At 37.2% G+C, this 22,746-nt stretch carries 18 protein-coding genes; 15 read left to right on the forward strand and 3 right to left on the reverse strand.

What is annotated here, in order from left to right:
• The first annotated feature begins 13 nt into the window (after window positions 1-13).
• Window positions 14-898: a protein translocase subunit SecF gene (gene secF / locus QKW49_RS25255; RefSeq protein WP_282865403.1), complete on the forward strand. Its 885-nt coding sequence runs from the start codon at window positions 14-16 to the stop codon at window positions 896-898.
• Window positions 899-944: 46 nt separating this feature from the next.
• Here secF and QKW49_RS25260 read toward each other — a convergent pair whose 3' ends face one another.
• A complete protein-coding gene (locus QKW49_RS25260; RefSeq protein WP_282865404.1) occupies window positions 945-1,205 on the reverse strand; it encodes a hypothetical protein in 261 nt (86 codons plus the stop codon).
• A gap of 114 nt (window positions 1,206-1,319) precedes the next feature.
• Between QKW49_RS25260 and QKW49_RS25265 the strand changes: the two genes are divergently transcribed.
• Window positions 1,320-2,111, forward strand: coding sequence for a sugar phosphate isomerase/epimerase (locus QKW49_RS25265; RefSeq protein ID WP_282865405.1), 792 nt, complete (start codon window positions 1,320-1,322; stop codon window positions 2,109-2,111).
• Between the two features lie 227 nt (window positions 2,112-2,338).
• Entirely contained in the window at window positions 2,339-2,668 is a 330-nt protein-coding gene (locus QKW49_RS25270; RefSeq protein WP_282865407.1) for a DUF6514 family protein, read from the forward strand.
• A gap of 90 nt (window positions 2,669-2,758) precedes the next feature.
• On the opposite strand, the gene QKW49_RS25275 is transcribed toward QKW49_RS25270, so the two are convergent.
• Entirely contained in the window at window positions 2,759-3,400 is a 642-nt protein-coding gene (locus QKW49_RS25275) for an HAD-IA family hydrolase (RefSeq protein WP_282865408.1), read from the reverse strand.
• A 122-nt stretch (window positions 3,401-3,522) separates the two neighbouring features.
• Between QKW49_RS25275 and QKW49_RS25280 the strand changes: the two genes are divergently transcribed.
• The gene (locus QKW49_RS25280; RefSeq protein ID WP_282865409.1) at window positions 3,523-5,904 is read left to right on the forward strand and encodes an endonuclease MutS2; all 2,382 of its coding nucleotides are present in this window, start codon (window positions 3,523-3,525) and stop codon (window positions 5,902-5,904) included.
• 36 nt (window positions 5,905-5,940) lie between these two features.
• On the forward strand, window positions 5,941-7,710 hold the full coding sequence (locus QKW49_RS25285; protein WP_282865410.1) for an S-layer homology domain-containing protein: 1,770 nt from the start codon (window positions 5,941-5,943) through the stop codon (window positions 7,708-7,710).
• Between the two features lie 188 nt (window positions 7,711-7,898).
• On the opposite strand, the gene QKW49_RS25290 is transcribed toward QKW49_RS25285, so the two are convergent.
• Window positions 7,899-8,345, reverse strand: a complete 447-nt coding sequence (locus QKW49_RS25290) for a DUF523 domain-containing protein (protein WP_282865411.1) — start codon at window positions 8,343-8,345, stop codon at window positions 7,899-7,901.
• Window positions 8,346-8,512: 167 nt separating this feature from the next.
• Between QKW49_RS25290 and lepB the strand changes: the two genes are divergently transcribed.
• The 10 genes from lepB to QKW49_RS25340 all read left to right on the forward strand — a co-directional run bounded on the left by lepB (window position 8,513) and on the right by QKW49_RS25340 (window position 22,424).
• On the forward strand, window positions 8,513-9,031 hold the full coding sequence (lepB, locus tag QKW49_RS25295; RefSeq protein WP_282865412.1) for a signal peptidase I: 519 nt from the start codon (window positions 8,513-8,515) through the stop codon (window positions 9,029-9,031).
• Between the two features lie 25 nt (window positions 9,032-9,056).
• Window positions 9,057-11,138 carry a single-stranded-DNA-specific exonuclease RecJ gene (recJ, locus tag QKW49_RS25300; RefSeq protein ID WP_282865413.1) on the forward strand — a complete coding sequence of 694 codons (2,082 nt, stop codon included), beginning with the start codon at window positions 9,057-9,059 and terminating at the stop codon, window positions 11,136-11,138.
• Window positions 11,139-11,198: 60 nt separating this feature from the next.
• Window positions 11,199-11,711, forward strand: a complete 513-nt coding sequence (locus QKW49_RS25305) for an adenine phosphoribosyltransferase (protein WP_282865414.1) — start codon at window positions 11,199-11,201, stop codon at window positions 11,709-11,711.
• 54 nt (window positions 11,712-11,765) lie between these two features.
• Window positions 11,766-13,940 (forward strand): bifunctional (p)ppGpp synthetase/guanosine-3',5'-bis(diphosphate) 3'-pyrophosphohydrolase, encoded by a 2,175-nt coding sequence (locus QKW49_RS25310; protein WP_282865415.1) that lies wholly within the window; start codon window positions 11,766-11,768, stop codon window positions 13,938-13,940.
• A gap of 21 nt (window positions 13,941-13,961) precedes the next feature.
• Window positions 13,962-14,414 (forward strand): D-aminoacyl-tRNA deacylase, encoded by a 453-nt coding sequence (gene dtd / locus QKW49_RS25315; RefSeq protein WP_282868238.1) that lies wholly within the window; start codon window positions 13,962-13,964, stop codon window positions 14,412-14,414.
• Between the two features lie 9 nt (window positions 14,415-14,423).
• The gene (locus QKW49_RS25320; RefSeq protein WP_282865416.1) at window positions 14,424-15,041 is read left to right on the forward strand and encodes an MBL fold metallo-hydrolase; all 618 of its coding nucleotides are present in this window, start codon (window positions 14,424-14,426) and stop codon (window positions 15,039-15,041) included.
• 282 nt (window positions 15,042-15,323) lie between these two features.
• Window positions 15,324-16,808: a coproporphyrinogen dehydrogenase HemZ gene (hemZ, locus tag QKW49_RS25325; protein ID WP_282865417.1), complete on the forward strand. Its 1,485-nt coding sequence runs from the start codon at window positions 15,324-15,326 to the stop codon at window positions 16,806-16,808.
• 70 nt (window positions 16,809-16,878) lie between these two features.
• A complete protein-coding gene (locus QKW49_RS25330; protein WP_282865418.1) occupies window positions 16,879-18,543 on the forward strand; it encodes a nucleoside kinase in 1,665 nt (554 codons plus the stop codon).
• A gap of 450 nt (window positions 18,544-18,993) precedes the next feature.
• Window positions 18,994-21,315 (forward strand): helix-turn-helix domain-containing protein, encoded by a 2,322-nt coding sequence (locus QKW49_RS25335; protein ID WP_282865419.1) that lies wholly within the window; start codon window positions 18,994-18,996, stop codon window positions 21,313-21,315.
• Between the two features lie 26 nt (window positions 21,316-21,341).
• A complete protein-coding gene (locus QKW49_RS25340; protein ID WP_282865420.1) occupies window positions 21,342-22,424 on the forward strand; it encodes a TRAP transporter substrate-binding protein in 1,083 nt (360 codons plus the stop codon).
• Window positions 22,425-22,746: the final 322 nt, after the last annotated feature.

Genomic DNA, 22,746 nt, shown 5'->3' on the forward strand with positions numbered 1-22,746 from the left:
GAGGGAATTTAACATGAACTTTATGGGGATGAAAAAAACATTTTTTTCCATATCTTCCATTATTATAATCATTGGTCTTGTCACCATGCTAGTAACCGGATTAAATCAAGATATTGATTTTGCAGGCGGTACTGCGATGCATGTAAATATCGGAAAAACATTTGATAATAAGGAAATACGTGCCGTTGTTTCGGATACTATCGGAGTTGATCCATCTACAGTCCAAAAGGTTGGGGATGGAACTGAGGTAATTATTAAAACAAAGGAAATTGATACGGTACAGAGAGATAAGGTTTTTCAAGCTTTAAAAGAAAAATACAACTTGCAGCAGGATGATTTGTTTTCAACCGATAATGTAAGTCCTACCATTGGTAGTGAACTGCGTTCTCAGGCGTTTCTTGCATCGTTAATTGCATCGGTGTTGATGTTGGCTTATATTACGATAAGGTTTGAGTTTAAATCCGGGATTGCGGCTGTAATCGCGCTAATACATGATATTCTTGTAATGCTTACGGTTTATGCGGTATTCAAGGTGCCGGTCAATACCTCTTTTATCGCCGCGATTCTGACGATTTTAGGTTATTCCATTAATGATACTATTATCGTTTTTGACAGAATCAGAGAAAACAGAAAATACATGAGGAAAGAAGCATTCAGTGATGTTGTAAACAAGAGCATATGGCAAACAATGGCGCGTTCTATCAATACATCTCTTACAACATTGTTGACAATCTCAGCACTATATGTGTTAGGAGTTCAGTCAATTAAAGAGTTTGCTTTCCCACTTATTGTCGGTATTTTAAGCGGTACCTATTCTTCAATTTTTATAGCAAGCCCTGTATGGGTGATGTGGAAAGAATGGCAGAAGGATAAAAAGACCAAACTAAAGAATGCGTAGTGAAGTGAAATAAAAAAGCATAGCGATACCGTTTAAAAACGTATCGCTATGCTTTTTTAGATAAATAATCAACAACCAGACCGCCTATGACTGCTTCGGCAAAAATAACCAATCCGGTTTTCGCCATGGCAAACATGATGATATTTATGTTATAATCAAAATGATAGATATTGTTATTGATAAAATGCAGTGTAAGTGCAATCAACAGTAACCCGGTAGCTAATTGGACACCATGCATAATGATTCTTTTAGGCAGAAATCCTATGCTGTCCATGGTTGTAAATATTTTTTTTATGCTATTATTCATTGTATACCCCCTTATCCCGCGCCTAAAGATACGATTATATATTAACATAATATTACGGTTGACTTCAACCATAAATGATTTCCAATATAAAATAAATAATGATAGAGGGTTGTTATGGATATCGGAATTTCTACTGCTTGTTTTTATCCCACTCCTACAGAGAAGACTATACCTATTATATCGGAATTGGGATTTAAGAAAATTGAAGTTTTTATGGAATCATATAGCGAATATAAAGAAGATTTTTGCATTAAGTTAAAAGACCAAGTGGACCGACTAGGAATTAAGGTAATATCCACTCATGCTTTTGGCAGTGTTTATGAGCCTTTTCTGTTTTCAGAATATGATAGAAGAAAAGAGGATTCAATACAAATCTTTAAAAAAGCATTGAATGCATCTAGGATACTTGGCGCCCAATATTTCACTTTTCATGGAAGTCGAAGAGATATGACCACAGATCACTACGACTATGCCCGCTTTGGCAGTGAAATGACGTATTTAGCCGAATTGGCCAGGGAATATAATATAATCTTAGCTTGGGAAAATGTATTCTGGTGTCAATCAGGATGTCCAAGCTTTGTAGAGCAGGCTTTACAACATATCCGGTCGGATAATTTAAAATTTACCCTTGACATAAAACAGGCAAATAAATCGGGTGTAGACCCTACCCAGTATATACATGTTATGAAGAACAGAGTGGCGAATGTACATATCAATGATGCCGACAGTGAAAATGTATGCTTGCTTCCGGGGGAGGGAAAAGTTGATTTGAAGGCAATCATTAATTTGTTAAAGAAATATGAGTATTCCGGTGATTTTATCATTGAGGTATACGGTCATAATTTTAATGACATAAAACAAATTAAAAAAGCGCAAACGTATTTAGAAGGTCTAATACACGCGTAACTCATGTCGAAAAAAAACTTTCGTTTTACAAATTAGCCTATAAAAAGACAAAAATCGACAATAAATGATAAAAAATCTCTCTTGGGTTGTCATTAAATACCGAATAGCAGTGAATACTGCGATATTTTTCTATAGAAAAGTAACCCATCCTTTTGTATAATAAGGCATGAAAATAATACCATTCAGCGAATAGATGGTTTATATATCAATACAAAAGGGGTGCTATTATGTATAATAAAAAACTACAAGCTACTGTTAGTATCAATAATGATGGTTCATTTATGTTAAATGATTTGAAAGGGCTTTATTTAGAGTACTATATTCTGGAAAATGAATTGGTGGATGAAGAACTTTCTTACAGCGGAAAAAGTTATGGTGTGGAAATTGTAAAAAAGGAACTAGCGGATAATGATAATGTTGTAATGGAAAATGGAAGGGTAAATCATATTTACTGCAGTGAAAGCAAGATTAAAAAATTAGTGGACAAACTAGTACATCACACAGTTACCCCGATAGGTTTGAATAATGTTATTGAAGACCTGGTAGAAATTATTTAGAATATACTGGATGAAAGAATACATAGGGGGCTGAGGCAAAATTGCCTCAGCCTCCTATCCGATTCAATTGTGTTGCAGTGATAGTTTAACTTATATTTTGACTTTTACAATTTCAATAAGGTCAGAAGGCTTTTGTAAAATATAATCAGGACGAATACCTTCAAACTTTTCCGGAGAGAAAATAGTCCATGATACTAATGCTGTTTTAATATCTGCGTTAATACCGCATTGGATATCATAAGGGCTATCCCCGACAAGTATCATATTTTCTTTGTCACACTTGAAGAAGTCCAAGGCTTTATAGACACTCTCGGGATGGGGCTTGTTATTTTCCACATCATAGGCGCTAACAATAAAATCAATGTATTGCTTTATATTAAACAGTTCCAGTCCATGCATGATTCCTCCGCGGCCTTTAGCGGATGTAATTGCGATCTTGCGCCCCGACTGTTTTAAATTCATTAGCAGCTCGTCAATGCCTGAAAATTTTTTAACCATCGTATCTTGGTGAGCACGATAGTATTCCTTGTAAAGTTGTACCATTTTCTCGTGTTTTTCTTCATCGAAATACTTCATTTGTTCATCCAGGTATTTTCCTAAAACGGCCATTAAGTCATCATGTGTTACTTCTTTTCCAAGTACGCTTTTTACAGATTCTTTCAACGCGCAAATAATTAATTCGTTGGTATCTATCAATGTGCCGTCAAAGTCGAATAAAACATGATTAATCAAAAAATTCATCTCCCTACTTTTATTAATATTCCCATAAATTATATTTCAAGTTAGATAATATTACAATAAATATGTTATAATGTATAAGGTGAAATGATTAATTAACAAAATGAGGGAAACCAATGGAAGATAAAGCACTAAGAGTACTGGAATATAACAAGATACTGGATAGACTGGCAGAGTTGGCAAACTCAGTGATGAGCAAAGAGAGGATAACAAAGCTAAGTCCCATCACCAATATACATGAGATTGCTTATCTGCAGAAGGAAACTACAGAAGCTGTAAGTATGATTGTGAAAAAAGGAAATGCGCCTCTTGGTGGTCTAAGCGATATCAGGGGGGCCTTAAAGAAGGCGGAAATCGGTTCCGTACTGAGCCCTAAAGAGTTATTGGAGATTGCACAATCACTTAGAATTGCACGAAATACCAAAAGATATGCGGGAGAGGATAGAAGAGAAGAGGTATATCCGATATTGGATAACCTGATTGATGCTTTAGAAATAATAAAAAAGCTGGAAGACGAGATCACCGGATGTATACTAAATGAAGAAGAAATTGCCGACAATGCGAGTTCGGAATTAAGCAATATACGGCGTCACATAAGAAATGTAAATAATAAGATCAAAGACACATTAAACAATATTGTTCATTCGGCTAAGTATCAGAAGTATTTACAAGAGCCGATTGTAACAGTACGTGGCGAAAGATATGTTGTTCCGGTTAAATCCGATCATAAAGGGGATGTAGCCGGTGTGGTACATGATTCCTCTTCCAGTGGTGCAACGCTATTTATTGAACCTATGGCAGTAGTGGAAGCAAATAATGAGTTACGGCAGCTCAGGGTAAAAGAGAAGGAAGAAATTGAGCGGATATTGTACGAGCTTACCATCATGGTTCAACAACACAAGGAAGAAATCAAAAGCAATGTTAAAATTATCATAGACTTGGATGTTATCTTTGCAAAGGCAAAGCTTAGCCTGGACTGGAATGCTGTTGAACCTGCTATCAACAATAAAGGGCATATTGATATCAAAAAGGCCAGACATCCGTTATTAGATCCTAAAACCGTCGTAGCAACGGATATCTATTTGGGAAGAGATTTTGATACGCTGGTGATTACAGGACCTAATACAGGCGGGAAGACTGTTACTTTAAAAACGATTGGCTTATTTACGTTAATGGCACAGTCAGGACTTCATGTGCCTGCAAATGACGGTACCGAACTGGCAGTATTTAAAAAAGTATTTGCAGATATAGGGGATGAGCAAAGCATTGAACAAAGCCTAAGTACTTTCTCTTCCCACATGACCAATATCGTCAACATACTAAACCATGTTGATGAACATTCGCTTGTACTTTTTGATGAATTGGGGGCAGGAACCGATCCCGTAGAAGGGGCTGCACTTGCAATGTCTATCCTTGAATACCTCCGGCAAGTAGGTGCAAGAACAGCGGCAACCACTCATTACAGCGAGTTGAAGCTGTTTGCTTTGTCTACCGATGGAATAGAAAACGCTTCATGCGAGTTTGACGTGCAGACGCTTAGTCCTACCTATAAGTTGTTAATCGGGGTTCCAGGAAAAAGTAATGCATTTGCCATCTCCGGCAGACTAGGACTTGATGATCATATCATACAGCGTGCGAAGGAATTTATTTCCCAAGAGGATGTTAAATTCGAAGACATTATATCTAATCTGGAAAAGAACAGGCAGATCGCGGAACAAGAAAAAGAACTGGCTGTAAGGTATAAGAGGGAAACCGAAGTTTTAAAAAATCAGTTGACCATTCAAAAAGAAAAACTTGAAAAGCAAAAAGAGAAAATGCTGGAAGAAGCGCGGCGTGAAGCACGAAAAATCGTTCAGCAAGCCAAGGAAGAATCGGATGATATTATTAATGAAATTAGAAGAATTCAGCAAGATACGGAAGAAAAGGAAAGAAATAAAGCCCTTGAAGAAGCGAAAAATAAGCTCAGGCATTCATTGAACAAGCTGGATAATTCGTTGACGGCTTCCGTTCTTCCTAAAAAAAGGTATTCAAAACCACCTGCGAACTTGAAGCCGGGGGACCCGGTAGTCATTCTAAACCTAAATCAGAAAGGGAATGTCATTACACCTCCGGATAATAACGGAGAGGTGTTGGTGCAAGTGGGTATCATGAAAATCAACGTTCATGTGTCGAATCTGAACCTGGCGCAAGACGAGTCCAACCATACCGTTAGTAGGACCGGTGCCGGGAAAATACGCATGCAAAAGGCGGCTTCCGTATCAACCGAGTTGGATTTAAGAGGACAGTTACTGGATGAAGCATTGCTGAATTCCGATAAGTTCCTGGATGACGCTGCACTAGGAGGACTGCAGCAGGTTACAATTATACACGGAAAAGGTACCGGCGCGTTGAGAAGCGGGGTCCACGGGATGTTGAGAAGTCACAGGCATGTAAAATCTTTTCGTCTTGGTAAATACGGCGAAGGAGAGTCAGGAGTAACCGTTGTGGAGTTAAAATAGTATCAAAACATATTTGTTTGATTTGGGGGCATATTTATGAAAAAGTATGGTGTATTGTTTATTATATTGATGCTGCTGCTTTCAACTGCTGTTTATGCGGAGGTGCCGGATTATAGCATGTTCAGCGATGTTCCGGAAGATAGTTGGGCAAAAGAATATATATATAAACTGAAAGAATTAGGGATTACAAGCGGGCAGGGAAATGGGCTGTTCGGCTACAACAGTAATATTTCCCGTGCTGAATTTCTTACATTTCTTATAAGAGTACTGAATGCGGACATAAAATTGGAACAACCGAACAATCAGCAAGTTTTCAGTGATGTTGGGGCGGACCGCTGGCACTATCCTTATGTTAGTGCCGGATTAGAGAATTCCATCATTGTCGCGAAAGAATACCCGGATAATAGATTTCAGCCCGATAAAAAAATTACACGTGAGGAAATGGCTGTAATGATTATACGGGCACTTGGGTATGATTATTTGGCAAAACTGGTGAAAGATGAGCCGGGCGTGATACAATTCGGTGATGTTCAATCAAGCAAAGGTTATATCGCTCTTGCAAAGGATTTCGGTATCATCAGCGGAAGGAGCTCAGAATCTTTTGCACCTGAGGGGAATGCGTTGAGACAGGAAGCTGCCGCTATGCTTATACGAATGTATGAAACCATGAATCACAAAATCAGCAGTTTGAATGGGTTTTATGCTATTAAGGCTTCTACGCAAATGGACAAGATAAAAATATTCGATACTGTCGGTTTTGGATGGAGCCGGTTAGAATATAATGATCAAACCAACCTGGTTGAAGTCAATACCAAGGAGGCTCCAAATAAGGAATTTAGGGTTCCGGAAGGAGCAGAAAAACCTGTAAATGAAGCAGAGAAGAACCATGTAAAGAAATATATGATGATTTTTGCCAACAATGACACGAGTATTCCTGTAGACGATGAAAAAGTTGGACTAATATCGTTCATGCTTTCGGACGATCAATCTACACAACAGGTAATTTCAAAAATGGTAGAGATGACCGAGAATATTGAAAAAGATGGCTTTAAGATTAGTTTCGATGGGATTGTGGTAGATTTCGAAGGATTAAGAGATTCGGGAAAAGATAAGCAAGCGTTTGTTGATTTTCTAAGAATATTACAAAAAGAATTGAAACAAGAAGGAAAAGATCTTATTGTATGTGTAAACCCCATTAGACAAAAGGGGCAAGCTTATTATGACGGGTATGACTTTAAAGCGATAGGGGAAATAGCGGATAAAGTTATATTAATGGCTCATGATTATGAACCGAAAAATATAAGGCCGGAAGAGCAATCAGCATTTACTGCGGAAACACCAACGCCATTGGCGCCTGTGAAGGATATTTATTTTGCGTTAAAATATGTTGCTTCCCAAGAATGGGGGATACCCAAAGAGAAACTCATGCTGCAGATTAACTTTGGCTCTGCGCAATGGAATTTTAAAGATGGAGCATTGGAAAACAGTATACCTTATACCCTTTCTTCTTATCAAATATTACGAGATCGAATGTCGGATGCGAATATAACAGATAAGCAGTTTGAATACTGGAATAACCTTCAATCACCAAGCTTTACGTTTACCGATCCGTCTTCCGGTGTGAAAAAGGTAATATGGTATGAAGATGTACGGAGTGTTAAAGCGAAGATACAATTAGCCGAGATGTTTGGGATCGATGGGATATCGGTATGGAGGCTTGGAATCATTCCGGATATGGGGGATGTACCGGGACAACAACCTTACTATTTGGACGTGATGCCTTTATTTGAGGGGATCTCGAAATAAGAGAAAGTCAGAATATGGTACAAGGGCAGACACAAGGCCTGCCACTACGATATACTAAGAGTATATTGGGGGAGTTATGTATAGCCAAAATTAAATTATTCTATATCCGAATTCCCAGATCATAAATCTAATGTTCGTCTGTAGGGGCAGGCCTTGTGTCTGCCCGCGGATACTATCATCATTCACAATTAAAAATCTTCCTCGGTCAATATTTTAAACCCGTTACGGTGCAGCAACTCAGCGGTAACACCGTTCCCAGGGACGATGTTACCCGAGAAACTTCCATCATATATCTTGCCGAAACCGCAGGACGGACTGCGCTGCTTAAGGATTGCTTCATTTATATTGAGTGCTTCAGCAATCTTAAGAACTTTTTGTGCGCCGGTAACGAATTTCATGGTATTGTCTGCAAGGCCGCTTTTATCACCAATTCTTGCTTTCTGATCCAGTACATTTGCACCATTTCCGCCGATGATTTCATGGGGAGCCCGTGGGGTTGACATACCTCCTAATTGTTCGGGACAGATAGGAACAAGCTCACCCTTTTGAAATAATTCATAGATTTTCGGATGCAAGTTGTTTTTACCGTTATATTTACAATTAAGGCCGCATAAGCACGCGCTTACTAGTATCATCCATCATCACCTCCATGATTATTATATTAGATGAAACGGATATTGTAAATGTGCTGCACATTAAGAAATCCATAACCGATTGAAAGTTTAGGTTGAACATATTTTATGCAAGTGCTATAATTTTTATATTGCTGAAACGGTTATCAATAAAAAAAGAGGTTATAATTATGAAAGTTAGTCATCAGGTACTTATCAGTGAAGTGAAGAGTTGGTCTAAAACCATCATTTTATATATTATAATTGCATTATTTATCCGTTTTTTTATTTTTAATCTATCCATTGTACCTACAGGTTCCATGGTTCCAACGATACAGATAAAAGATGTTATTGTAGTACTTAAATTCAGCTATTGGTTTCAGCCGGTAAAGCGTGGAGATATCGTGGTATTTAAGTCACCTTTAGAAAAGAATAAGCAGTTGGTTAAAAGAGTTATAGGATTAGGTGGCGATAACATACTTATCAAAAATGGCAAATTATATATTAATGGGCACGAATATCGAGAGGCCTACATTTATGAAGATATGAAAGATGATTTCGGTCCTTATCTTGTTCCGACAGATGGTTACTTTGTAATGGGTGATAACAGGAATGATTCCTATGATTGCAGAAAGTGGCCCGACAAGAAGTATATAACGAGAAAAGTGGTTATCGGAAAAGCAGTATACCGATTTGGAGGATTGAAGTAATACAAAAAATATATAGGTGGGAATCATGAATTATAAAAAATGGGTTTATCAACAACCGAATATAGAGGCAATTACAAAAATCAGCGATACGTTTGGAGTTTCTCCGATCGCTGCTGCGGTTGTATATAACAGAGGTATCCGGGCGGATGATGATATAGAAGTTTTTTTAAAAAAAGAAATTACCGATCTTCATAGCCCTTTTTTAATGAAGGACATGGATAAAGCAGTGAAGAGGGTCAAAGATGCCATCCATAAAAATGAAAAAATTACTGTGTATGGGGATTATGATGTGGATGGAGTTACCAGTACTGCTATACTGGTAAAGTATTTAAGAAGCTGCGGAGCGGATGTCGGATACTATATACCTGATAGAATTGATGAAGGATATGGTGTGAATATGCAAGCGCTTCAAATCATAAAGAATAACGGGACTTCTTTGGTGATCACCGTAGATTCCGGGGTAACGGCAATAGAAGAAATAAAATATGCTGCGCAATTGGGATTGGATGTCATTGTAACGGATCATCATGAATGTAAAGAGGATATTCCTCAATGCTGCGCTGTCTTAAATCCAAAACAGAAGGAATGCAGCTATCCTTTTAAAGATTTAGCAGGTGTGGGTGTTACCTTTAAGCTTATTCAAGGATTATCAGATCAATCGTTCATGCCTTCCATCATAGATGAGTATTGTGATATCGTATGCTTAGGAACCATTGCGGATGTTGTTCCGTTATTAGGAGAAAACCGGCTGATTGTAAATAACGGTCTAAAAAAGATGAAGCACACATGCAATATAGGGCTGAAATCATTAATTAGAATAGCAGGGCTGAAGGACAAGCAGATTACTACCGGTGTAGTGGGATTTATGGTAGCGCCGCGAATTAATGCTGCCGGGAGAATCGGAAGCGCCTTAAGAGCTGTAGACTTGTTTCTAACAGAAGATGAGGAGCTGGCGGATGAGATATCTAATGAACTAAATGAAGAGAATAAAAATCGTCAAGCGACAGAGGCATATATTTTACAAGAAGCCTTGGAGACTGTACAGAAAGAATTTGATTTCAATAACAAAAAAGTAATTGTGTTAGCCGGTGAAAACTGGCATCATGGAGTGATAGGCATAGTTGCGTCCAGAATCACCGAAAAATTTTACAGGCCTTCTATCCTTATTTCATTTGAAGGGAATGAAGGAAAGGGTTCAGGCAGAAGCGTCAGCAGATTCAATTTATTCAAAGCATTGGATGAATGTAAGCAAGATTTAGTGAAATATGGAGGACATGAATTAGCGGCCGGTTTAAGTGTTCAAAGGGAAAAAATTGATGACTTTATCAAGCATATTAATGAGTATGCAGATAAGAACATGAATGAAGATGACTTGATTCCACGCATAAAAATTGATTATGAAGTGGGTATTCAAGATCTTAACATTGATACCATTAAAGACCTTGAAGTACTGGAACCTTTTGGGATGGGCAACGCGAATCCTGTTTTTTCATTTACGGATGCTGTTGTCGCGGATATTAGGACGGTAGGAGATAATAAACATTTAAAGGTGATTTTGGAAAAGAATGGTGGGCTTGTTGATGCAATAGGTTTTAATATGGGTGAATACGCGCAACACTTTATTAACGGCGATATTATAGATGTAGCATGTTGTTTGGACATAAACGCATATAATGGTCAAGAAAAAGTTCAACTTGTAATGAAGGATATTAAGCTTAATGATCAAGAATTGCAAGAGTATAAATATTTAAAGGACATTCATATGGATCGAGAAGAGGTTTCACAAGAACTATTACACCGCATTATTCCTGAAAGACAGGATTTTGTGATGGTATATCAATATATAAAAACGCGCAGTGTCAATGGCAGTTATTCAGATCATGAATTTTTATTAAATAGAAGGATAGCTAAAAGCTATAATACACCCCTTAATTATTTAAAAATGATAAATATTTTAGAAATTTTTCAGGAGCTAGGCCTATTACGCTATTCAATAGAAGGGGAACAAATATACATATTGATTTGTGAACAAAAAGGTAAAAAAGTGAATATCGAAAGCTCTAATAAACTTATTAATTTAAGAAGAATGAAAAAAACAGCCAGATGAATGAAAGAATATATTTAAATAATACTAAGGAATGACGGAATAATCTTAAGGAGGATGGTTATGAACCTAAAAGAAAAGTTCAGGCATATTGTAGATTTCCCAAAGGAAGGTATTGATTTTATCGATATTACTACTGTACTGCAGGATAAAGAATCTTTTAAATATGCGGTAGATACTTTATGTGATATGCTGAAAGACAAAGATTTTGATCTGGTCATAGGACCTGAGTCAAGGGGGTTTATTTTTGGCGCACCTTTGGCATATGCACTCAATAAAGGTTTTATACCTATCAGGAAGAAAGGGAAATTACCCTATAAGACCATCCAGGTTGAATATGAACTTGAATATGGTACCGATGTTCTTGAAATGCATGAAGACGCGGTACAGCCGGGGCAAAGAGTAGTGATTGTGGATGACTTGCTGGCAACCGGAGGAACCACTGTCTCCAATATTAAGTTAATCGAACAGGTAGGAGGAATCGTTACCGATATCATATATTTGGTGGAGCTTGAGTTTCTAAATGGCAGAGATAAACTTCAGGGGTACAATGTGCAATCTGTTGTAAAGTTTTAATATAGGATATGATGATAGGTTCAAGATAGCTAAATGGTAAAAGTGGGGAAGAGTATGGACCAAGCGTATAAAAAACTAGTCGAAAAAATAAATAAGTATAATCCTCAATGTGATTGGGATATGTTGAGCAGGGCGTATGATTTATCAAAAACTGCGCATGAAGGCCAGCATAGAATCTCGGGGGAACCCTATATTATGCATCCTTTGGAAGTTGCACATATACTCGCCGATATGGAGCTGGACTGTGAGTCCATTGTAGCGGGGCTTTTGCATGATGTCATAGAAGATACCAGTCATGATCGTGATGAGATCAAGCAGATGTTTGGGGAGCAGGTCATGCTGCTGGTTGAAGGGGTTACAAAACTGGGGAAAATCCCCTATACGACGAAAGAAGAGCAACAGGTAGAAAACCTGAGAAAAATGTTTTTAGCAATGGCTAAGGATATTAGAGTCATCCTGATTAAGCTTGCAGACCGGCTTCATAATATGAGAACCTTAAAAAGTGTTCCGGAAGAAAAACAGAGAGAGAAAGCGCGGGAAACACTGCAGGTCTATGCACCGTTAGCCCACCGTTTGGGGATTACAAAGATTAAGTGGGAGCTTGAAGATTTATCGTTACGTTATCTTGATCCGGTTGCGTATTACGAAATCGTTGAAAGTATCGACCAAAAGAAGCAGGAAAGAGACGCTTATATCAGCTCTATTATAGATGCAATCAGTAAACGGTTGAAAGAATTGAATATAGAAGGTCAAATTGACGGACGGTCAAAGCATTTTTACAGTATTTACAGAAAAATGTTCGCCCAAGGGAAAGGGATAGAAGAAATCTATGACTTATTTGCGGTGAGAGTCATTGTGAATAGTGTAAAAGATTGTTATGGTGTGCTTGGAACGGTTCATGAGCTTTATAAACCCATTCCGGGTCGGTTTAAGGATTATATCGCTATGCCTAAACCGAATATGTATCAATCTTTGCATTCGACGGTAATGGGGCCGACCGGAAAAACTTTTGAAATACAAATTAGAACCTGGGATATGCACAGAACGGCGGAATATGGTATTGCCGCACATTGGAAATATAAAGAAGGCAGAGCCGGAGAAAACGATTTGGATTCCAAGCTTGCATGGGTAAGACAGCTATTAGAAATTCAACGTGATCTGACAGATGCGGAAGAATTTATGCAGACGCTTAAAATTGACTTGTTTGCCGATGAAGTTTTTGTATTTACTCCGAAAGGGGATGTTATCAATCTTCCGGCAGGATCCACGCCCATTGATTTTGCTTATGCCATTCACAGCGCAGTTGGAAATAAAATGATGGGAGCAAAAGTAAATGGCAAAATCGTTCCTATTGAATACAATCTCAAAAATGGAGATATTATTGACGTATTGACTTCGTCTTCAGTCCACGGCCCTAGCAGGGATTGGCTTAAAATCGCTAAAACTTCCCAGGCTCGAAACAAGATTAACCAATGGTTTAAGAAAGACAAGCGTGATGAGAATATTGCCCGTGGTAAAGAACAGATTGAAAAGGAGTTAAAAAAGCTGGGATTACAGCATAATCAGTTATTTAAGAATGAATGGGTGGAAATTGTCTTAAAGAAATACAGTTACCAAAGTATAGAGGATATGTACGCCAGTATCGGTCATGGTGCGATGACGGCCTCCAAGATTATTTCAAGGCTGCGGGAAGAATATAAAAAGACTATAAAACCTGAAGCTTTAGAAGTATTGCCGGAAGATACAGAGAATTATGCAAATACCAGGAAAAGAAAGCAGAGTAATAACGGGATCATTGTAAAAGGTATTGATAACTGTCTGGTGAGACTTTCGCGATGCTGCAATCCGGTTCCCGGGGATGATGTGATCGGATACATCACTCGGGGCAGGGGCGTATCGGTACATCGGCGGGACTGTTCCAATGTAAGCAGTGAGGAAAATGAGCAGAATCGTTTGATAGAGGTAGCTTGGGAAGTTTCGCAAAATGCGTCATACTTGTCGGATGTTCAAATACTGGCCAATGATAGGGTTGGATTATTGGTTGAAGTCACCAATAGCGCAGCAGACTCAAAGATACCGCTTAAAGCGATGAATGCCCGAACTTCAAAAGATAGAGTTGCTGTGATTAATTTGACGCTTGAAATTTCCGATACGGAGCAATTGGATAAGATTATCAAAAGGCTGCGTAAAATTGATGGAGTATTCCAGGTAACACGAAGCAGGCAGTAATATAAGATGGGAGGTGCCATGATGCGGGCGGTGGTACAGAGAGTAAGCCAATCTAAAGTAGCGGTTCAAGGCAATACGACGGGGCAAATCAATAAAGGTCTTATGATCTTGCTGGGAGTTGGCCCTGCCGATACACAAAAAGATATAGAATATATGGTTGATAAAATTATAAATTTAAGAATATTTGAAGATAATGAAGGAAAGATGAACTTATCTGTTTTAGATATAGATGGAGAGCTTTTGGTAGTTTCACAGTTTACATTGTATGGTGACTGCAGGAAGGGACGAAGGCCGAGTTTTGCAAACGCCGCACCACCGGACATGGCTAACAGTATTTACGAAGAATTTGTACAAGCATGCAGAGGTCGTGGCATCAAGAATGTTCAAACCGGTGTATTCGGTGCGCACATGTATGTTGATATTTATAATGATGGTCCGGTAACCTTGTTGTTAGACAGCGAAAAATTGTTTTGAGGTGATGATATGATACTGGAAGTGATACCGGTTGGACCTATCCAAGCAAATTGTTATATTGTGGGAGATAAGGATACCAATGAAGTAGCGGTGATTGACCCTGGTGAAGAGGGGAATAGGATTGTTGATGGGTTACAGAAAAAAGGTTATAAAGCGAAGTATATTATTGCTACCCATGGACATGCTGATCATATAGGCGCAGTGAAGTATTTGAAACAACACACTTTAGCACCTGTGATGATTCATGGAAACGATAGTGAATGCCTAATAGATAGTAAAAAAAACCTATCCATATATATGGGGGTTGAATCAGTTCAGGTTGCTGCCGATATCATTTTAGAAGATTCGATGACCTTTACTGTTGGAAGATATGATTTTAAAGTGCTATATACTCCGGGGCATTCACCGGGAGGTGTATGTGTTTTAACAAATAGCATACTGTTTTCGGGAGACACACTATTTAATGGGTCGGTAGGAAGGACAGATCTCCCAGGGGGGAATCACCAGCAGTTAATTGGTTCGATTAGACAAAAGCTGCTGGCATTACCTGATGATACGATCGTATACCCGGGGCACGGAGCGAAAACAACCATAAAGAAAGAAAAAGAATCGAATCCATTTATATAGATAACGAACTCTAGGTTTATAATTTACCAAGTAATATATCACGCTAACAGTTAAGATTTTGTAGGGGCGGACGACTCTGTCCGCCCGTAGATATGGCGATAGTACATCGGGTGGACAGGGGCGTCCACTCCTATCATACAAAACAGATATATTGTCAAGGGGAAATTAACACATTAGTTGATAATAGCTTTAGAGTTTTTTATTTTTAATAATCCTATAAAAGGACAGGTTTCCCTGTCCTTTTACAATAGGGCAGAATGAACCATCGAGGTGGAAGCAAAAATGAAAATCTTATTAAGAGGCCATAACTATCGATATGAAATCGAGCAGATGGTACGTATTTTCTTCGAACAACAGAAGATTGAATACATTGAGAATAAAGATGAGGTAGAAAACGCAGAGTTCAATATCATAAGTATGTTACAAGAAAGCAGCAGTCAAATAGTAGCTGTTACATATATAGAATATGATGGTAAAAATAAAGAATATAAGATTGAAAAACAATACGATACAGAATTAGACGAAGTGGAATATGTGAAGCTATGCAAGGCAATTATAAAACTCTCTTTTTTCAATGCTGCAAAAGAGGTTGCCTCTGTACAGGTACCGTGGGGTACGCTCACAGGAATACGGCCTACTAAAATCGTACATCACTTAATGGAACAGCAGAAAACAGACCAAGAGATAAAAAAGATTTTATCAGAGAGGTATGCTGTAACCGCTCAAAAGATAGACTTGGCGCTGGAAGTTGCAAAAAACGAATTAAAGATTCTAAAGAAGTCTGCACCGGATGCTGTAGCCGTGTATATAGGGATCCCTTTTTGCCCTACCAGATGTCTGTATTGCTCTTTTGTATCTAATTCCGTTCATAGAGCGCAGAAGTTAATCGAGCCATATATGGATGCATTAATAAAAGAAATAGAGTACACTAAAACAATCATTGACAAGTTGAACTGGAAAGTAGAAAGCGTATATATTGGTGGAGGTACTCCTACTGTACTGGCGCCCGAGATGATGGATAGGCTGTTGTTTACCTTATTCCAGCAACTGGATTTAACTAAGGTTAAAGAGTTTACCATAGAAGCAGGAAGGCCGGATACTATTGACAGGCAAAAGCTTTTAACTATAAGAAACTATCCTGTAAACCGTATCAGCATCAATCCGCAGACCATGCATAAAGAAACTTTAAAAACCATTGGCAGGTGCCATTCACCTGAAGATATCGTACGTTCCTTTGAATTGGCAAGGGAATTAGGCTTTTCAAATATAAATATGGATGTTATTGCAGGACTGCCTGATGAAACAGTAGAAATGTATGAAGATACATTAAATAGAATTCAACACATGGCGCCGGAAAACATTACCGTACATACTATGAGTATTAAAAGAGCCTCACGGTTGAATGAAAAAAAAGATGAATATGCGATAACCCAAGCAAAAGCTGTTCATAGAATGCTGGACTTTACACATCGGTTTATGAAAGACAATACCATGCTCCCCTATTATATGTACAGGCAGAAAAATATACTAGGCAACCTTGAAAATGTCGGGTACTGTAAGCCTGGTTATGAATGCATTTATAACATTCAGATTATGGAAGAACGGCAGAGTATTATCGCATTGGGCTGTGGTGGGGTAACCAAGTTGGTGAATCAGAGAGAAAATCGCATCGACCGCATTTTTAATGTTAAGGATGTGGAAGAGTATATACAAAGAATAGATGAAATGCTGGAGAGGAAAAATAAAATTTACCACTATTTTGCATAATAAAAGAATACAGATAAAAATAAATATCATTGCTGGACATCAAGCAACACTAAAATGGAGGTTGAACCATATGCTGCAAAAAGAAGATATAATCAAAGTAAATTTGGAACAGACGCAAATTGAAGTGAAGAAAGGAACAACTCTTTTAGAACTGGGAAGGCTTTATAAACACGACACTCCATTGGACATCCTGGCCGGTAAAGTGGATAATAAGATAAAGGACCTTCATTATAAATTGGATAATGATTGTACGGTGCAATTTGTAGACTTGTCTTCCGGTGATGGCGTGCGTGTATATAAAAGAAGTCTGTTCTTTATACTGAAAATGGCGGTAAGGGAATTATATCCTGATAGAAAATTGAGTATCCGTCATTCCATCAGTAGAGGCACGTATTGTGAAATATATGGAGAGAGTTCCATTACTGAAATAGAAGTTCACGCAATTGAAGAGAAAATGAAGAGTATGATTTCCCAGGAAATACCAATCTATAAGAATGTTATTACCCTTGAAGAAGCAAAGGAAATCTTTTATAAGAGTGAAGACTATGATAAAGTAAGTTTACTGGAGCACTGTAAAAAAGACACCATAAGCTTGTACAAGTGTGGAGATATGTCAAATTATCTATATGGGTATCTTGTTCCGCATACCGGCTATATTAAGAAATTTGATCTTATGTTTTATACACCGGGATTTATAATAAGGTATCCTGATATGCATTCGCCCAATGATATTCCGAGCTTTGAGGAAAGTAGAAAACTGTTCACTGTGCTGGACGAGTATAAGCGGTGGGGAGAAATACTTGATGTGTCACATGTGGGTTCATTAAATAAGACTATTGATTCAGGAGGTGCAAGAGACGTTATCCATATCTCTGAGGCCCTGCATGAAAAGAAAATCGCTTATATTGCAGATATGATAGAAAAAGGGCGTGAGGATATCAAAGTGGTATTGATTTCCGGACCATCTTCCTCAGGAAAAACAACTTTTGCACATCGGCTTGCCATACATCTGAAAGTTAATGGATTTAAACCGGTTACCATTTCTTTGGACGACTATTTTGTAGATCGAGAGCATACGCCTATAGATGAAGATGGGAAGCCGGATTTTGAGGCATTGGAAGCGATTGATATTCAGCTATTTAATAAGCAATTAAGCATGCTGATTAATGGTCAGGAAGTAGAAATTCCTATTTTTAATTTCCACTTGGGGCGTCGGGAGCCACACGGAAGAAAACTGAAGTTGGATAACAACCAAATAGCCATTATCGAGGGGATTCATGGAATGAACGAAAAGCTTACTGCTTCGATTCCCAGAAAAAACAAGTTTAAGGTATATGTAAGTGCCCTTACACAATTGGGGCTGGATAATTATAATCCTATTTCCACTACAGATACCCGGTTGATTAGAAGGATGGTAAGAGATTATAATTTCCGTTCTAACTCTGCGTTAAGGACGCTGGAAATGTGGGGGTCTGTAAGAAGGGGAGAAACAAGAAATATATTTCCATTTCAGGAACAGGCAGACGTGATGTTTAATTCTGCATTGGTTTATGAGCTTTCAGTGTTGAAGAAATATGCAATGCCCTTGTTAGAGAGTATTGATAGAAGCTGCGAATTCTATTCTGAAGCGAGAAGATTATTAGACTTTTTGAGCTATTTCTTACCTATAGAACCGGATGATATACCGACTATATCTATTATGCGGGAATTTATAGGAGGAAGTTCGCTATATTAATATTTTTGTAAGTGGATATATTTTGAATTAAAAGATCGTGATACCTAGAAAGAATATCGTTTCATGATCTTTTTTATTATTATATATGTTATATAAGAGGATGTGAAAAAGTGCTTAATCATTCGGAAATCTAACACGGGGACAGGGCCGCAGTCCGGCCAAAAACCAGGCCTGACAGCAGACCAGTCCCCATGTCCGATTTCCTCTTCGTGCTAAATCGGACTTTTTCACATCCTCCTATAAATAGCGACTAACAATTTATATCAGCATCATAGAGTGAGGAGATTTTGTACTCTCCCCACTATCCACTCCCCACTAAGTATATTGGAATAAATGGGCATTTAATCCATTGCTATAATCTATAGCTGTTTGCTATAATGATTCTAAATGGAAAAGCTTTCTTTAAGTTATTTATAGGAGTATCTGTATAGATAAGGGGGAATAGTTTGGGTGCAAAAAAGGTTTATTTATAATTATAAGTTTAACAGTGTATTTATCAAGACCTTTGTAATACTCATTTTGACTTCTATTATACCTGTTGTTGCGGCAAATACAATTATTTATAGAAAATCCACTATGACCATCCAGAAACAAACCAGGAATACAAATATGAATATGTTAGGCAAGACCAGTGAAACCGTTGATTTGGTCTTTAAACAAATCGACCAGACAATGCAGCAAATCGCAAAAGATCCTAGTATCGTGAATTCAATTATTAATCCTGATATCAATTCTATAGGGAGAAATAGTAAAATTATAAGTAATCTGAAAAATATTGCATCAACCAATAACTATATACTGTCGATATATGTATACTCAGCTTTTAATCAAACAATTATTAGTTCCAGCGGAGGCGTCTACAAGCTGGAAGAGTTTTATGATAAAGAATGGCTGAAGGAATATGATAATTTTATTTTAGGTACGCATCAAATGGAAACACGTAAAATCTCAGATGCGTTAGGAAATCAGTATAATGGTATTACATTTTTTAGAAATCTGCCTTATGCGTCATGGAGCAAATTAGGAGCCATTATTATCAATGTTAGCGAAGATAAATTATATGAGACTATTGCCGGATTGGATATGGAAGTAAAGGGTCAATTTTATGTGGCGAATGCAGAAGGAAAGATCTTGATTCACGAAGAAAAGGACAAGTTATATACTAACATAGATATACATGATCGCAACGGTGTATCGTTATTAGTAGATGATAGAGGCTTTTTTATTAATAAGGTTGGAGGAAAGCAAACACTATTCACTTATGTTACTTCTCCTTATAACGAGTGGAAATATTTTTATGCTATTCCTTTGGAGTATTTGCAGACTGACTCTGCGATTATTTCCAGGTTAATTGTGATTACGACGCTGATATATATTTTACTGGGTTTGATACTGTCTTTTCTAATTTCAAAAGGGGTGTACAATCCTATAGAAAAACTAATGAATTTAGTGTTGGCAGAGTCCAAGCAGTCTTTCTATGAAGAAAATTTTGATGGAAAGGATGAGTATGAATTCTTAGGATATGCCTATAATCAAGTAGTAGGTAAGAATAAAAGTATGGAAGATATCATCACAAGTATGAAACCTGTAATGAAAGAAAAGCTATTAACCAGCCTCCTATTAGGTAAAGTGGATAGCTTGAAAGAAATAAGTGAAAAGCTTAGTTTTTTGGAATTGGATTTTAGTTTGAAGAACTATGTTGTCATCGTCATGCAGATAGACAATTACAGCGAATTTTGCAGCAACCTCAATGAGGTAGACCGGAACTTGTATACAGCCCAGTTAGTGAATGTTATAGAAGAGAGACTATCCGGTGAGCATAAGGGCGTTTGCATTGAAGTAGAATCTGACAAGGTGGCGGCGATTATCAATTTCAATGAAGAGATTACATTGATAGAGGCAAAAAAACAATCTTCTATCATGGCGGCACACATAAAAGATGAGGTGGAAAAGCATTTTCCGTTTACCATTACGCTTGGGATCGGCAGGATGTATAAGGAAATTACAAATGTTCAATTATCTTATAATGAGGCGGTAAATGCACTCAAATACAAGATTTATCAAGGAAAGAATGAAATAATTAATATTGATGATGTAGAGCAGCAGACTGAAGAATTGTATTATTATGATTCGGAAAAAGAAAGAATGCTAATAAATAATCTCAAGGTGGGTCACCAAAAAGAGGTTGATCAATTAATTGATGAATTATGTCAGGAAATATTGGACAATAGAAATATTTCATATACCTATGTACAGCAAGTATTTATAAGAGTAATCAGTTCAATCATTGAATTAATTATAAATCTTGGTATGACAACGGATGAGGTTTTTGAGCCGGGTTATAATATGTATGAAGACTTTTCTAATAAAGAGACAATAGAAGATATTAAATTCTGGTTATCGGGGATATGCGGAACCATTATTGACAATGTTAATAATTTGAATCAAACAAGATCTCAAAAATATGTAGAAAAGATATTAGAGTATATTGACGAAAATCTTAGCAGCGAAATATCTTTAAATGATATAGCGGATTATGTAGGTCTTAGTCCCACCTATGTCAGCAAAATATTTAAAGATAGTATGGGTAAGAACTATGTTGATTATCTTAATGCAAGCCGTATAGAGAAAGCGAAACAGCTTTTAAAAAATACACAATTGGCAGTAAAAGAAATCGGTTTTAGAGTAGGATTTAATACGATCCAGACTTTTATGCGAACTTTTAAAAAATATGAAGGAATTACCCCAGGTCAATTTAGGGATAAAATGTAGTGTGTAAAGTGAAGGGAGGCATAGTTGTGGCAAAAAAAAGGTTGCTGTTCATTTTCTTTTTACTCATATTAATAAGTGCATACTTGGTTCCAAATATGCTTGCGCATTACAAAAAAGAAGAACCCGACTTACAAAGAGTAAATAATATTACCGTATCAAGTAACAAAGAAAAAGTAGATTTAATAATATTAAAAATCGCACATTATTTTCCTGAGTCTCATCCACAGCATATTGCATTAGTACAGAAATTCATACCTCTTGTTGAGGAGGGTAGCAATTGGAAAATAAGAGTTGAAGTGTATCCAAACAGTCAATTAGGTGGAGAGAAAGAATATATTCAAGGAGTGAGAAACGGCACTATAGAAATGGGAATAGGGGGGCAGTCTTTGGCAGAGTTGCTGCCGGGATTTAAAGTGATAGAGTTCCCTTACTTATTTAGCAGCTATGACGAGGCGAAACGTATATTGAATAGTGATATCGGAAATAAGGCTACCGAGGGATTGGATGCCCTGGGGGTCTACAGTTTGGCGTGGAGCCTTAACGGATTCCGTCAGATATCAACTTATGATAAGTCATCGAAAGAACTTGAATCACAAGGGAATAATAAGATTGCAACTACTTTTTCAACAGAAAATGCTGAAGCACTTAAAGTGATAGGATTTGATGCTGTACCTACGCATGTAGAGGAAATGAGTATTACCCTTAAGCAAAAAGCCGTTGACGGACACGATAACCCTCCTCTTTTAAGCTACTATAACGGATGGTATGAAACGCAAAAATATATTTTTATTACCAATCATATAATTAGTCCTACAATGTACCTCGTGGGTGAGAAGTTTTGGACTTCTCTGCCCGAAGAATATAAAGTATTGATAAAAAATGCTTCTAAGGAAACAGCGGACTATGAGACGGAATTATTGAAAGATGCTGAAAAAGACATCTTTAATACGTTAAAAAGTAAAGGTGTAGAGATGGAGTATCCGGATATAGCTGCTTATAAAGAAGAAATTATGCCTTTATATGATAAGTGGGCAAGTAATAATACGATGAGAGATTTATTAGACGAAATTATAAGTGAAAAAGAAAAATTAGATAACCACTCCAATTAATATCATTTTCGCAGAATTCAAAAAATGCCTTAGGGCATTTTTTAAATTCCTTGATAATAGCGGGTTTGAGTGCTTTTAATAAAAGATGTTAATAAATCATAAAAAATGTTATTCACATGGTTTTTATAAATTTTAATCAAAAAAATCATTATAAAAAATGGTATAAACACCTAGAGATAAGCAGAATGTAATAAAAAAGGTTAGCGGCTTTATAAAAGTGTTAATTTACTAATGCGGCATTTTATTATATATTTGACTTAAGGATTTGGTGAATATGCAACAAAAAAAATTATAAAAAAAAAGAAAATTGTTCAAAGTAACC

The sequence above is a fragment of the Petroclostridium sp. X23 genome (genome assembly GCF_030013905.1).
Classification (GTDB): Bacteria; Bacillota; Clostridia; order SK-Y3; family SK-Y3; genus X23.

Excerpts from the sequence above, each read along its gene's own strand:
- secF (WP_282865403.1), top strand. The coding sequence starts at position 14 with ATGAACTTTATGGGGATGAAAAAAACATTTTTTTCCATATCTTCCATT.
- QKW49_RS25260 (WP_282865404.1), bottom strand. The coding sequence starts at position 1,205 with ATGAATAATAGCATAAAAAAAATATTTACAACCATGGACAGCATAGGA.
- QKW49_RS25265 (WP_282865405.1), top strand. The coding sequence starts at position 1,320 with ATGGATATCGGAATTTCTACTGCTTGTTTTTATCCCACTCCTACAGAG.
- QKW49_RS25270 (WP_282865407.1), top strand. The coding sequence starts at position 2,339 with ATGTATAATAAAAAACTACAAGCTACTGTTAGTATCAATAATGATGGT.
- QKW49_RS25280 (WP_282865409.1), top strand. The coding sequence starts at position 3,523 with ATGGAAGATAAAGCACTAAGAGTACTGGAATATAACAAGATACTGGAT.
- QKW49_RS25285 (WP_282865410.1), top strand. The coding sequence starts at position 5,941 with ATGAAAAAGTATGGTGTATTGTTTATTATATTGATGCTGCTGCTTTCA.
- QKW49_RS25290 (WP_282865411.1), bottom strand. The coding sequence starts at position 8,345 with ATGATACTAGTAAGCGCGTGCTTATGCGGCCTTAATTGTAAATATAAC.
- lepB (WP_282865412.1), top strand. The coding sequence starts at position 8,513 with ATGAAAGTTAGTCATCAGGTACTTATCAGTGAAGTGAAGAGTTGGTCT.
- recJ (WP_282865413.1), top strand. The coding sequence starts at position 9,057 with ATGAATTATAAAAAATGGGTTTATCAACAACCGAATATAGAGGCAATT.
- QKW49_RS25305 (WP_282865414.1), top strand. The coding sequence starts at position 11,199 with ATGAACCTAAAAGAAAAGTTCAGGCATATTGTAGATTTCCCAAAGGAA.
- QKW49_RS25310 (WP_282865415.1), top strand. The coding sequence starts at position 11,766 with ATGGACCAAGCGTATAAAAAACTAGTCGAAAAAATAAATAAGTATAAT.
- dtd (WP_282868238.1), top strand. The coding sequence starts at position 13,962 with ATGCGGGCGGTGGTACAGAGAGTAAGCCAATCTAAAGTAGCGGTTCAA.
- QKW49_RS25320 (WP_282865416.1), top strand. The coding sequence starts at position 14,424 with ATGATACTGGAAGTGATACCGGTTGGACCTATCCAAGCAAATTGTTAT.
- hemZ (WP_282865417.1), top strand. The coding sequence starts at position 15,324 with ATGAAAATCTTATTAAGAGGCCATAACTATCGATATGAAATCGAGCAG.
- QKW49_RS25330 (WP_282865418.1), top strand. The coding sequence starts at position 16,879 with ATGCTGCAAAAAGAAGATATAATCAAAGTAAATTTGGAACAGACGCAA.